Below are 12,728 nucleotides of genomic sequence, written 5' to 3'. Positions count from 1 at the left end.
CTGTCGCGTACGGGATCTCGGACGAAAAGAGGAGGCCATGCCACACGCGGCTACAAAGACACACGTTTCGACGAAGCACGCCCTCCTCCTTCTGCTTCCCGCACTGGTGGTCGCGCTCTGCCTTGCGCCCACTGCGGAGGAGGCGAGCGCGTATGGAGTGGGCGGCGACACCTCTGCCGCACACCCGGCGCTGGTTGCGCAGAACCTCTCGCCCATCGGCTCCGACGAGGAGCTGGCCGCTCGATTGCCGGTCGATCCGACGGGGAGCGACGGGGCCGTGAACGCCGCTACGCTCGCTTCCGCCGACAAGGACCCCACCGTTGCCATCGCTTCCGCAGCGGATAGCGCGTCGGCGACCGCCGCGGGCGCAACCGGCGGGAAAGCACTCGCGTGCGGCGCGCCGGACAGGGCGGCCTCGGACGCGGGCGTCTATGCTTCCCTCATGGCCCGCGCCGCCGAGCCCCGCCTGTTCTCTGAAATGTCGTACCAGGTGGGAGACGTGCGGTCGTTCTACAGCGACGTGCGTGCGGGCTCCGAGGGCTTCGACATCGAATGTGTGGCCGTAGGCGAGAACTTCACGCTCTGGGTTGACAAGGAGAACCGCGCCCTTGTCTCGAAAGCCGACCTGCAGGATCTTGCCGCGCGCATGCCCACCATCATCAACTCCGAGGTGGAGGCGTTCGGCGATTGGCGAGACGCCTGCGACGTCGACGGCGACGGGCGGGCGGCGTTCGTGCTCTACCCGTTTGTCGACGCAAGCTGGGCAGGGTTCTTCGACGCATCTGATCTGCTTCCCGCAGACGACGAGGGCGCCTCCGGCAACGAAATGGACGTGCTGCACCTCAACGTGTTCAACTACACGCTTGACGACGGCACCGATACCGTGGTCTTCGATGCCGGCACGGCCCGTTCCCTGCTTGTTCACGAGCTCCAACACCTCATCAACTTCGCCCAGACCGGCGGGGAGTCGGAAACGTGGCTCAACGAGGCGTTCTCCCAGGCGGCGGTGGCCATGCTGGGGCTTGCCGCCGACGGCAACCTCAGCGGGCTCCTCTCCGCGCAGATAGACAATGGCTACGTGCCGCCGTTCGTGTTCGAGGGCTACTACGTGCCGAGCACGGCCACGCTCGATGGCGACGGAGCGTACGGGCTGTGGCTGCTGTTCGGCCGCTATCTGTCGTCTCAGACCGAGGGGCTACCGGGCGGGGGCGACGAGGTGTACAAGACGATCCTTGGCGCGCAGAAAAATTCCGATACGGGCACGTCCGCCTGCACGAAGGAGAGTCTTGCGGCGGCGCTCGCCGGCATGGGATATCTGGGGGAGGGCGAGGACTGCGTGGTACGCGACTTTGACGAACTGGTGGTGAACTTCGGCCGTGCGTATATGCTGCGCGAGGCCAGCGGACCCTACAGCCTGACGAACGACCCGGCCGCGCATCCTTCTGTTGTCGATGGGGTAAGCGTTCCCCTGGTTCTGTTTTGGGAGGCGGCCGATGCCGTTCCCGGAGGCGGCGCGATCGGCGTGATGGATCTAGTAGACGACACGGACGCGGCTTCAGCGAACAGGGTGGCAAGCGAAGCAGCAAGTCCCCTCGTCCGCAGCGTTCTGGACCTGCCCGTTCCCGTGGGCACGCGCATCATACGCGACCCCCAAGGCACCGAGTTCACCGAAGGCGACCTGATCAGCTTCACGTCCACTGCCGCAGGCGGGCGCGTGTTCTACAGCTACGAATACGAGTTCGGCGAAGAAAACGACCTCTATGAAACGACGGGGCCCTTCGCCCTGCCGGCGGGAAGCTACTGCATTGTGACCTACGCCGAGTTCCCGCAAGGGCGCACGAACTTCTTCCGTACGGCGCCGCTCACCGTCGCGCCGCGCGGTGGCGGCGGTGGGAACGAGAGCGAAACGGGAAGCACGCCCGCGGAACCCCCCGCTCAGCCGGCCGCAATGCCTGCCCCCAAGCCCCTTGCGCCGACCGGCGACCCGCTTGCTCCCCTTGCGGGCGGCACCCTCGCGCTCGCTACGCTGTGCACGGCGGTTGCGGCCCGAACCCGCCGCCTTGCGCGCCGGCAGTAGGGGCTCGGATCAGGGCAGCAACCTGCGACGGCGAGCGGCGGGCGCGCGCCGTCATCTCGAAGCCGTCATTGGCGCGTAAGCCCGCAAAGCTGCTACAATGCAGGCATCTCGCAGAAGGGCACGGGTCTTTCCTGGACGTACGAGAAGGGGAACGCGCATGATCCCATTCGGAACTTCGGCAAGTCGCGTCAACGGTGCAGGGCGACAAACCTGTGAAGCCAATCGCCTCGATGCCATCCAGCTTGAAACGCCCTGCTCCTGCGGGGGAGCCTCTTTCCTACACCACCCTATTCCTTATCGCCCTGCCGACGGCATCCGCCGTTTGCTCGCAATATATGAAAAGAGGGGTTGCCATGAGTAAGGAACACGCCCGCTCTTCGCGCACGATCACCACTTGGCTGCTCGTTGTTTGCGTGGTGCTGCTGGCAGTCGTTTTTTCGACAGCACCGGCTTATGCCGAAGAGAATGCCGAAGAGGGAACGGGAGCCCCTGCGCTCGAGACAGCACAGGAATCGGAGCCTCTTGCGGTCAGCCCAGATCAAGCTGTAAATTCCAGCTTGGCAGCCGAGAGCGGCAGCCTACCCGAAACAAATCCCAGCCTCAGCATCGAAGACGGCTCACTGTTTCTTCGCAGCGACAATCGAACGCTGTTCTACAGCAGAAACGGCACCGACTGGAATGCCTATACCGGTAACATCACGGTTTCGGGGTCTTCGAGCGGCAACGGTATCCACGTGCAAAGCGGGCGGCACGAGGTAACGCTTGACGCCGTGTCTATAACGGGAGTAGGCAAAGCCCCCATTACGGTTCGCGGCGAGTCAGGCGGAACATCGGGGGTTCCCATTCTCGTCCTTACCCTTCAAGGTTCAAACATGCTTGCCGGCCCCGATTACTATCCGGCCATCAACGTCGTCAACGCGCCCGGCGAGGTCGGCGCCCTTCGCGAGGCGTGGCTTTTCGTACAGGGGAAGGGCGACCTTGTTGCCAAGGGCGGTTCGGGCGCTCCGGCGATAGGGATAGACTGCGTCGCCACAGATAACTTCGCATGTGGCACTATCGTGCTGGAAGGCAAAGGACACCTTTCAGCCATATCGGGATCGGGGGCACCCGCCCTGGGCGATCCCGCTTCGGCTGCCACAGATCGTACGGGCTTTCTTGAGGTGTACGATGGAAACATCACGTTGCAGTCTTCCGCCAACACCGACATCGCCGTTCCCGACGACCACCTCATCGTAAACGGCGGCAATCTCCTTTTCTCTCGGGGAAATATTCCGACCTCCACCTATCGTCCTGATGGTTCGGGATCCCAGCCAAATGCCTATATCAAGATCACGGGGCTTTCGACAAGCGTCGATCTCACCAAAGCTTACTTTAGCTTCACGGACAACAACTACGCGTTCATCCCCGACATCGATGATATCTACGAGTATGACCGCGATCCCCTCTACAGCGACTATTACGGCGTTGGAGCGTTCACGCCTACGGTTGCAGATGCGCCCTTGGGGATGTTCGCACCTCCCTCCCAGTTGGTGGACGGCAAAACGGTGAAGTTCTATATCGATAAATCTTCCTTTCTCAATGATGCCGACGCGGACTTCGAGGGAGTTATCCGCTCGAATGGCACGGCGGGCTTCTCGCTTGCCTTGCGCCCGGTCCAGCCGCCCGTGTCAAACCCCGAGGTCAACCTTGGTTCGATCGGCCAGGTCGTTGTACGTCAAAACGATGAGGGGGCGTTGCAGTACAGCACCGATGACAGGGTGCAGTGGATCACCTACAGGGACTCGCTGATTCTGTCCGGTTCCGGCATGGCCGGCAAAAACCAGCCCAAGGTGGTGATCGAAAACGGCACGCACACCATCCAGATGCGGAACTGCTCCATCTCGGGCTCGGGCGAGGGCTTTGATAAAATTCCTGCTGTGCTGGTGAAAGGCTCTTCCGAAGTTGTCCTTTCGCTCGTTGGCAACAACAGAATTTCACCACCCTGGTCGGCCTCGGCAATCCGCATCGAAGAGAAGGCGTCGCTCACGATCAACGGACGGGGCACGCTAACGGTCGACCTTCGCTTGGATAAATCGGGGGCCTCGGCCATAGGCGGAAACCGAGACGAATCGGTGGGATCCATCACCATTGCCGGCGGCACCGTCAACGCAACCGGCAGCTGGGGTGCGGCTGCCATCGGAGGGGGTGAGCTGGGCACCGTCAAGGGGAAGATTGTCATTACCGGCGGCACCGTCAATGCGCAAGGCGGATGGGGGGCTTCGGGCATCGGCGCGGGAAACGATGGAGCGTATGATTCGATCAAGATATCCGGGGGAACGATTGTTTCGAAAGGCGGGAAGGACGCTCCTTTCGATATCGGGTGTTCGTTTAGGATGAGCCCCGGAGCCGTCGCCAAAAAAGTGGTGATCACAGGCGGCACGGTGACGGGCAGCTATTCCGACGGAGGGTTGCTGCCGCGCTCGCGCTCTGCCAACGCTCTGAGTATCGGCGTGGGCGAGACAGGCGTAAGCGACGAACGTGATGCTTACCAACAGGAAGCAGAATCGGAAGCGGCGAAGAATCCCGTAGCAACAGCCGTCGTCTTGCAGCCCGTGAACGAATCGGGCGAGGTCGTACACTGCCTTGAGATTTCCGGATTGCCTAAAAGCACCGCGTTGAGCGAGTTCCAAATGCGACTGCTCGACACCGATTTCATGGATGATCCGTCTGGTCGGGCAGAGGAGTACGGCGTGCGCGATGTCGTGACCGACGAAAAAGGCATCCTGCGCTTCTATTTGAGTGAAAAGGAGGTGGCAAACAAGCTTGTCACCGCTTCATTCGGCGAAGCTTCCTATGCGGGCTTCGTGTCATCGACGGCGTCCAACGACGGCGATACGCAGGGGTACGCCGTGGCGCTCAAGCCTACCACAGCCGCCCTGTTCTACGAAGGCCATACCTTCGAGCAAGGCTGGCTTTACGAGGACGCGAAGGTCGACTGGGCAACCGATGGCTCTTCAACCGGCTCCGTCGAAGGGCATGCGCTTACCGCCATTCGTTTTGAAACTCCTCTCGGCGGGTTGGGCGTACGCTATGCAACCGACAACGGCGCGGGCTGGGGAGACGCAGTGCTCGACGGCGACATCGCCGGTGAAATGTCCGATGCGCTGCAGGGCCTGCGCATGGAGCTCACCGGCGAGCAAGCGGCCAATTACAAGGTGCACTACCGCGCCTACGTCGAGGGACACGGCTGGACGGCATGGGCAACTGACAACCAGATGTGCGGTTCGACGGGATACGGAGCCGCCGTCAAGGCGGTGCAGGCGGCAGTGATGCCCGCAGGAGCAGGTGCGCCCGAGTCCGATCCGTCTGATCTTTCTGAGGCGTACCTGGTTAAAAGCGAACAGCCCGCATCCGGCGCGAACGCTTCGACGCTCGCACCCACCAGCGACTCGGTGACGGCACCTGGCATGCTGGTCGGTGCGGTTGCCCTGGCCGCCGCCGTGGCGCTTACCGCCGCCATCTGCGCACGCGGCAAACGCGCAGGTTGCGAGAGCGAGAAGCAGTAAGACCAGCCAGCTGCGTTAAGGTGCGCGCTGCGGGTTCGCAGCGCAGCGGATCGAGTCGACGAAGCGCGACAGCATCAGCTTCGACATCTTCCCGGAGGCGCACACCTCTTCGGCATCCTGCTGCTGTCGTTTGCCCTCCCTGCCTCGGGGCTTGTGGATGTTTGCCGCATGCTACTGGACAAAGAACCATCGAAACCGCACAATGGCTCCATAAGGAGTTTTCCGCGTCCCGGCCTGCGCCGGGACGCCTGCGATAGAACGAAAAGGACGTGCCGACGTGATCACCATCGTGCAATCACCCAACCCTATATTGAACACGGTGTGCGAGCCGTGCGATTTCGATGACAAGAGCCTGCGCAAGCTGGCGAAGCAGATGGCCAAGGCCATGTACAAGAACGACGGCTGCGGCATCGCCGCGCCCCAGCTGGGCGTGGCCAAGCGGCTCGTGGTGGTGGACTGCGACCAGTCCGAGTCCGGCGAGCAGGACCCCATCGTGCTGGTGAACCCCGTGCTGGTGGAGACGCAAGGCGACCCGGTGGTGGAGGGCGAGGGGTGCCTGTCGTGCCCCGGCATCTCGGTGCCCATCGCGCGCCCGCCGTGGGCGCGCGTGCGCTACTTCGACCTGGACGGCGAGGAGTGGGAGATCGAGGGCGACGAGCTTCTGGGCCGCTGCCTGCAGCACGAGCTCGACCACCTGGACGGCATCACCATGTTCGAGCGCTGCGACCCCGTCGCGCGCATCCAGGCGCTGCGCGACTACGAGGCCGCGCGCGCCGCGGGCGCGAAGCCGGGCGAGACGTCGCTCGATGTGCGGGTGCGCTGATCATGCGCGTGGTGTTCATGGGCACGCCGGAGTTCGCGGCCACCATTCTGGAAGACTTGTCCCAGCAGCACGAGGTCGTTGCCGTGTACACGCGTCCCGACGCCGTGCGCGGGCGCGGCAAGGCGCTCGAGCCCTCGCCGGTCAAGCGCGCGGCCGAGCGTCTGGGGCTGCCCGTGCGCACGCCGCGCACGCTGCGCGACGAGGCCGCGCAGGTCGAGCTGGCGGCCCTGGAGCCCGACGTCGTGTGCGTGGCCGCCTACGGCGCCATCCTGCCGAAGGCCGTGCTCGACATCCCCGTTTACGGTTGCCTGAACGTGCACGCGTCGCTTCTGCCCCGCTGGCGCGGCGCGGCACCGGTCGAGCGCGCGATACTCGCTGGCGACGTGGAGACGGGCGTATGCGTCATGCGCATGGAGGAGGGTCTGGACACGGGCGCCTTCTGCGTGTGCCGCACGGCCCGCGTCGACGCCAAGACGGCGCCGGAGCTCACCGACGAGCTGGCGAACCTGGGCTCGCACGCGCTGCTCACGGCCCTCGTGCACGTGGCCAGCGGCGTGGCCGAGTGGACGGAGCAGGACGAGGCGCAGATCACCTACGCCTCCAAGGTGGAGAAGGGCGAGCTGAACCCCGCGCCCGAGGACGACGCCGCGACGGCGGTGCGCAAGGTGCGCGCCTCCAGCTCCGCCCATCCTTCCCGCGCGCGCGTGGCCGGGCGTCCCGTGACCGTGCGCGCGCTGCGGACCCTCGAGGACGCGCGCGCCCGCGAGCTCGCCGACGGCATGGCCCCGGGCGAGGTGCGCTTCGCCGGGAAGCGGCTGTTCCTGGGCTTCTCCGACGCCGCCGCCGAGGTCTTGGCGGTCAAGCCCGACGGCAAGCAGGACATGGACGCCAAGGCGTTCGCCGCCGGGGTGCAGGGCATCAAGCAAGGCTCGCTCGCATGGGAGGTCGTCCATGAGTGACGATCGCGCGCGCAAGCGCCCGTCCGAGCCCGGCATGGCCGGCCGCGCATCCGATGGGCGGAACGCCTCGCGCGGCAACCGTCCCCGCAAGCCGCAGGGAGGCTCCTCTCGCGCGCAGGGCGGCGGTTCCGAGGAACCCGCCCGCAAGGAGCGCCCGTCGAAGGCGAGCCCGGCCCGCCTCGCGGCGCTCGACGTCGGCCGCGAGGTGCGCCGCCGCGACGCCTACGCCCAGGACCTCATCGCCGCGCGCATCGACAAGTCGGACATGAGCCCCGAGGACCGCGCGTTCGCCACGCTCCTCGCGCTGGGCGTGGCCAGCTGCGTCGGCACGCTCGACGAAGCCCTCGACCGCGCGCTCAACAGCCCCGCCGACGTGCAGGACGACGTGCGCGACGCGCTGCGCATAGCCGTCTACGAGATCCTGTTCCTGAACAAGAGCCCCCACGCCGCCGTCGACCAGGGCGTCGAGCTCGTGCGCTTCGTGCAGCCCCGCGCGGCGGGGCTCGGCAACGCCGTGCTGCGCCGCGTGGTTGCCATGAAGGAGGCGTTCCCCTTCGGCGACCCCACCCGCGACGTGGCCGCGCTCGCGCGCCTGCACGCGTTCCCCCTGTGGCTGGCCAAGCGGCTCATCGCCGATGTGGGCCCGCAGGCGGCCGCGGACTTCATGCGCGCCTCGAACGAGCCCGCGCCGCTGTTCGTGGCCGTGAACGAGATCGAGGCGACGCTCGAAGAGGTGCGCTCGACGTTCGCGCAGGCGGGATCGGCGGTTGCTCCCGTGGAGATCGACGGCGCGGCCGTGCCGGGCTGCTTGCGGGTGCCCGACCCGCGCGTGCTGCAAGACGGCCGCGTCAAGCGCCTGTTCGCGCAGGGCAAGGTGCTCGTGTCCGACGCCGCCTCGCAGCTCGTGGCCGAAAGCGTCCTTCCCGCGCACATGCCCGCCTCGTTTCTGGAGGTGGGGGCCGGGCGCGGCACGAAGACCATCCTGCTTCAAAGCGGAGCCCTGCGCGCCTACGGCAGCCAGATGGAGCTCGTGGCGCTCGACAACCACGCGTTCAAGACCGACCTTCTGCGCGAGCGCGCGCGGACGTACGGCGCGCACGTGGCCGAAGCCCTGACGGGCGACGCGACCAGGCTCGACGACGTGCTGGGGGCGCGGCTTTTCGACGCCGTGTTCATCGACGCGCCGTGCTCGGGGCTGGGCACGCTGCGCCGTCATCCCGAGATCCGCTGGCGCCTCACCGAGGAGCGCATGGGCGACCTGGCCGCGCTCGGCCTGGCGCTTCTGCGCTCGGCCGCCGGGCACGTGGCCCCGCGCGGGCAGCTGGCGTACGCCACGTGCACCGTCGCGCACGTCGAGAACAACGCCGTGGTGAAGCGCTTTCTGGAGAGCCCGGAAGGCGCGGACTTCGAGCTGGCACCCATCGCCGGCCGTGCGTGCGTGGCCACGCGGCTCGCGCCCGGCACCCCCGACGCGCACTTCGCCGTGAGGTTCGCGCGCAAGCGGTGACGCGGGGCCCATCCGATTGCGAAGATGCTAGAATCGGGCGGATCTGCCTTGCGCCCGCGCGGCGTTTGGCAGGCGAGAAGTCAGAAAGGCGGGGACATGCAACCAGCACGCATCCTGGAAATGCTCGGCGTGGCCGAAAGGGCCGCCATCGCGTCGGCGGAGTGGATCGGCAAGGGCGACAAGATGGCTGCCGACGAAGCGGCCACCACGGCCATGCGCGAGGCGCTCAACAGCATCGCCTTCTCGGGCCGCATCGTCATCGGCGAGGGCGAGCGCGACGAGGCGCCCATGCTCTACATCGGCGAGGAAGTGGGCCTCGGCGGCGAGGAGGTCGACATCGCGGTCGACCCGCTGGAGGGCACGGATCTGTGCGCATGCGGCAAGCCGAACGCTCTCACCGCCATCGCCGTGGCCCCGCGCGGCACGCTGCTGTTCGCCCCCGACACCTACCTGGAGAAGATCGCCGCCGGCCCTGCCGCCGCCGGAGCCGTGCACGTCGACAAGTCGCCCGCCGAGAACGTGGCCGCGGTGGCCGAGGCGCTGGGCAAGCCGGTGGGCGAGGTGAACGTGTGCATCCTCGACCGCGACCGCCACGCGGGACTCGTCCAGGCCGTGCGCGACGCCGGCGCGCGCGTGCGGCTCATCGGCGACGGCGACGTGTTCGGCGCCATCGCGGCGGCCGTTCCCGGCACGGGCATCGACCTGTATTTGGGTGCGGGAGGCGCGCCCGAGGGCGTGCTGTCGGCTGTCGGCCTCAAGGCCATCGGCGGCGTGTTCATGGGCCGTCTGCGTTTCGACCTCGACAAGGACGGCGAGGAGAAGCGCTGCCGCGCCGAGCAGACCGCCGACGTCGACCTGGACGGCGTGCTCACCATGGACATGCTCGTGCGCACGGGCGACGCGGCCTTCATCGCGTGCGGCGTGACCGACGGCGAGATGGTGTCCGGCGTGTCGAAGGCCCACGGGTGCGTGACCACCGAGAGCCTCGTCATGAACGCCGCCGAACGAACGGTCCGCTTCGTCAAGACGTGCCGCTGCGGCGAGAACGGCAGCGTCCGGTTCGGCTAGCCCCGCAAGAAACCGCCGTGCCCCGAGGACCCGCGCGAGCGGGCGAAGAGCGTCTTCGGACAACCCGAGGGGCGCCCGCCGCCGAGGGAGGCTGACTCGTTCGAGAAGAAAGAAGCCCATGGAAGAGAAAACGACGTTGTTCGGGTACGTGTACGGCGACCTGTCGGGCCAGATCGCCGACGGCACGATGCGCCACGGCGACGTGCTTCCCTCTATGAACGACCTGTGCAAGCGCTACGGGGTGGGCATCAGGACGGTGCGAGACGTGCTGGCGGCCCTGCGCGCCGACGGCTACATAGCCACCGAAGAGCGCAAGCGGGCGGTGGTAACCTATCGGGCGTCCGAGGCCGACGAGCGGGGCATACGGTCGCTCCTTGCCCGCAAGGACGGCATCCTCGACTGCTATCGCACGTTCGAGCTCGTCATGCCGCCGCTGTTCGCCTTCGCCGCCCGCTTCTGCGACGAGGACGATTTCCGCGCGTTCGAGCGCGCCGCCGCGCAGGTGGGTGACGCGCCCGACAAGGGCGACTGGCGGCTCCGCCGGTCGTCGACCCTGCTGCACCGCCTGCTGGGGAAGACGGGCAACCCGCTGCTTTCCGAATGCTACGCAAGCATCGAGCGCGCCTGCACGGTGCCGACGTTCCCCGGGTTCTCGGCTCCCTACGCGCGTGCGATGGAGGACATGGACGGCACGTTCGCCTGGGCGGTCGAATCGCTTTCTCTCGGCGACGACCGCGAGGTGCAGCGGAGGTTCGGGCGGATGTACCGGGACACGGCGACGTACGTGGAGGCGTACCTCGACGAGCTGGCCGAGGCCTATCCGGGCGTGCGGTCGAGCGAGCCGGCCTTCAAGTGGAGCGCCCGGGCGGGACGGGAGCGCGTCTTCGCGCAAGTCGCCCGCGACCTGGTGCTGCGCATTTACAACGGCGAGTTCGCCGACGGCGACGACCTGCCGTCCATCGCCGAGTTGGCCGATGCCTACGGCGTGTCGCCCTCGACCGTGCAGAAGACGATGGGCATCCTCAACATGATCGGCGTGGCGCGCACGGTGAACGGGTGCGGCACGCGCGTCAGCCTCTCCGACATCTCCTTCGATCGCCGCGCGCTCGCCGACGGCTCCTTCAGGCGCGACATCGAGGCGTTCGTCGACGCGCTGCAGATGCTGTGCGTCATCGTTCCCGCCGCGGTGGGCACGGTGGAGGGACGCATGGAAGCCGTCGCCCGCGACGTCGAGGGGCTTCTCGCCTGCGACGAGGATGAATGGGCCGTGCCCACCGCGCTCATGCGGGCGCTCGTGGACAACCTGCCCTTCCCGTCCTTCCAGGTGGTGATGAACGAGCTGGGCCAGCTCATGCTCTGGGGCCGCTTCTTCGCGTTCTTCGGCCCGACGGGCGCCTCCACGCGCGAGCAGCGCTCCCTGGGCCTCGAGGGGCTCGCCTGCGTGCGCGCGGGCGACGCGCAGGGGCTCGCGCGCGCCATGGGCTCCTATTACCGGGTTCTGCTCGAGGCCGTCCCGGCCTTTTTCGAGCGGGCCGGCGCGTCAGGGCTGAAGCGGGTCGTCGTTCCGTAGCGCCGCGGCGCCGCGCGCGTCCGCCCAGCGTTCGAACTCGTCGCAGGGCAGGGGCTTCGAGAACACGTAGCCTTGCACGAGGTCGCACCCGACGGCGCGCAGGAAGCGCAGCCGTTCGCCGTCCTCGATGCCTTCGGCCACGGTCGTCAGGCCCAGCTTGTTCGCAAGGCCCACGATGGACTCCACCACGTCGCGGGCGCGGCTCGAATCGTCCAGGAAGAAGGAACGGTCGAGCTTGAGCGCGTCGACGTCGAACTCCTTGAGAAGGCCGAGCGACGAGTAGCCCGACCCGAAGTCGTCGAGCGAGCAGGTGAAGCCGTGGTCGTGCATGGCGTCGACCGCCTTCTTCACGTTGCCGATGGCCTCGTCGTCGAAGAATATGGACTCGGTCATCTCCATCTCGACGAGGCCGTGCGGCACGCCGTGCTCGTCGGCTATGCGGACGAACGGCGCCAGGAACCCGGGATCCTCGAAATGCCTGCGCGAGAGGTTGACCGACACGGGGACGGGTTCGCGCCCCGCCGCGATCCAGCGCGCCAAAAACTCGCACGACTGCTCGAACATCAGCAGGTCGATCTTCACGATGGTGCCCGTCTTCTCGAATACGGGCACGAACTCGGCGGGACTGATGACGCCCTTCTGGGGGTGGTGCCAGCGCACGAGGGCTTCCGCTCCGGCCAGCTTGCCGTCGGAAAGGCGCACCTTGGGCTGCAGGGTGACGATGAAGTCGCGGTTTTTTATCGACCCGTCTAGCAGGTTCGCCAGCTCTTTCTCGCGCTGGAGGCGCTCCACGACCGCGGCGTCGTAAAAACGGCACAGCGCGTCCGAGCGGGCAGGGAGGCCCTTGCGCGCGTCGTTCGCGCGGTCGATCATGGCGGCGACGTCCAGCCCTTCGTCCTCGACAAGGTAGACGCCGCAATTCAAAACCAGGTAGTACGGATGCTCCCGGTTCGCGTTGAACGCGTTCGCATCCTCCGCGATGCGCTCGACGCGGTCTTCGATGGACGCGGGATCGCCCTCCCTCAGCAGCAGGTAGAAGTGATCGGCCTCGCCCCGCGCGACCGCCTCGCCCACGCCCAGGCGCCCGTCGATCACGCGCAGGATATGGCGCAGCACGTCGTTGCCCCGTTCGTTTCCGAAGCTCTCGTTGATCAGGCGGAAGTCGCGCACGTTCAGGGC

8 protein-coding genes are annotated in these 12,728 nt (G+C 66.8%); 7 read left to right on the top strand and 1 reads right to left on the bottom strand.

Annotated elements, in window-relative coordinates:
* The first annotated feature begins 37 nt into the window (after positions 1-37).
* From HCH03_RS09920 to HCH03_RS09890, 7 genes are all read left to right on the top strand, one after another.
* A complete protein-coding gene (locus tag HCH03_RS09920; protein WP_221689372.1) occupies positions 38-2,077 on the top strand; it encodes a hypothetical protein in 2,040 nt (679 codons plus the stop codon).
* A 353-nt stretch (positions 2,078-2,430) separates the two neighbouring features.
* Positions 2,431-5,622, top strand: coding sequence for a carbohydrate-binding domain-containing protein (locus HCH03_RS09915; RefSeq protein WP_221689371.1), 3,192 nt, complete (start codon positions 2,431-2,433; stop codon positions 5,620-5,622).
* Between the two features lie 277 nt (positions 5,623-5,899).
* Positions 5,900-6,445, top strand: a complete 546-nt coding sequence (def, locus tag HCH03_RS09910; RefSeq protein WP_221689370.1) for a peptide deformylase — start codon at positions 5,900-5,902, stop codon at positions 6,443-6,445.
* 2 nt (positions 6,446-6,447) lie between these two features.
* Entirely contained in the window at positions 6,448-7,404 is a 957-nt protein-coding gene (fmt, locus tag HCH03_RS09905) for a methionyl-tRNA formyltransferase (RefSeq protein ID WP_221689369.1), read from the top strand.
* Complete coding sequence (locus tag HCH03_RS09900) at positions 7,397-8,911, top strand: RsmB/NOP family class I SAM-dependent RNA methyltransferase (RefSeq protein WP_246599936.1); 1,515 nt, start codon at positions 7,397-7,399, stop codon at positions 8,909-8,911. Before fmt ends, HCH03_RS09900 begins: the two co-directional genes overlap by 8 nt.
* Positions 8,912-9,007: 96 nt before the next feature.
* Positions 9,008-9,979, top strand: coding sequence for a class II fructose-bisphosphatase (glpX, locus tag HCH03_RS09895; RefSeq protein WP_185905110.1), 972 nt, complete (start codon positions 9,008-9,010; stop codon positions 9,977-9,979).
* A 118-nt stretch (positions 9,980-10,097) separates the two neighbouring features.
* Positions 10,098-11,549: a GntR family transcriptional regulator gene (locus tag HCH03_RS09890; protein ID WP_221689368.1), complete on the top strand. Its 1,452-nt coding sequence runs from the start codon at positions 10,098-10,100 to the stop codon at positions 11,547-11,549.
* Here HCH03_RS09890 and HCH03_RS09885 read toward each other — a convergent pair.
* On the bottom strand, positions 11,520-12,725 hold the full coding sequence (locus HCH03_RS09885; RefSeq protein ID WP_281421122.1) for a putative bifunctional diguanylate cyclase/phosphodiesterase: 1,206 nt from the start codon (positions 12,723-12,725) through the stop codon (positions 11,520-11,522). The genes HCH03_RS09890 and HCH03_RS09885 overlap by 30 nt on opposite strands.
* Positions 12,726-12,728 lie beyond the last annotated feature (3 nt).

Origin of the sequence: Gordonibacter massiliensis (ex Traore et al. 2017) (assembly GCF_019731765.1) — a bacterium.
GTDB classification, from domain to species: Bacteria; Actinomycetota; Coriobacteriia; order Coriobacteriales; family Eggerthellaceae; genus Gordonibacter; species Gordonibacter massiliensis.
Note: the sequence above shows the minus strand (reverse complement) of the source record. Positions and strands in the feature narration are given on the sequence as shown.

What these genes read in the sequence shown, in the direction of transcription:
- fmt (WP_221689369.1), top strand. Translation starts at nt 6,448, where the DNA reads ATGCGCGTGGTGTTCATGGGCACGCCGGAGTTCGCGGCCACCATTCTG.
- HCH03_RS09890 (WP_221689368.1), top strand. Translation starts at nt 10,098, where the DNA reads ATGGAAGAGAAAACGACGTTGTTCGGGTACGTGTACGGCGACCTGTCG.
- HCH03_RS09920 (WP_221689372.1), top strand. Translation starts at nt 38, where the DNA reads ATGCCACACGCGGCTACAAAGACACACGTTTCGACGAAGCACGCCCTC.
- glpX (WP_185905110.1), top strand. Translation starts at nt 9,008, where the DNA reads ATGCAACCAGCACGCATCCTGGAAATGCTCGGCGTGGCCGAAAGGGCC.
- HCH03_RS09915 (WP_221689371.1), top strand. Translation starts at nt 2,431, where the DNA reads ATGAGTAAGGAACACGCCCGCTCTTCGCGCACGATCACCACTTGGCTG.
- HCH03_RS09900 (WP_246599936.1), top strand. Translation starts at nt 7,397, where the DNA reads ATGAGTGACGATCGCGCGCGCAAGCGCCCGTCCGAGCCCGGCATGGCC.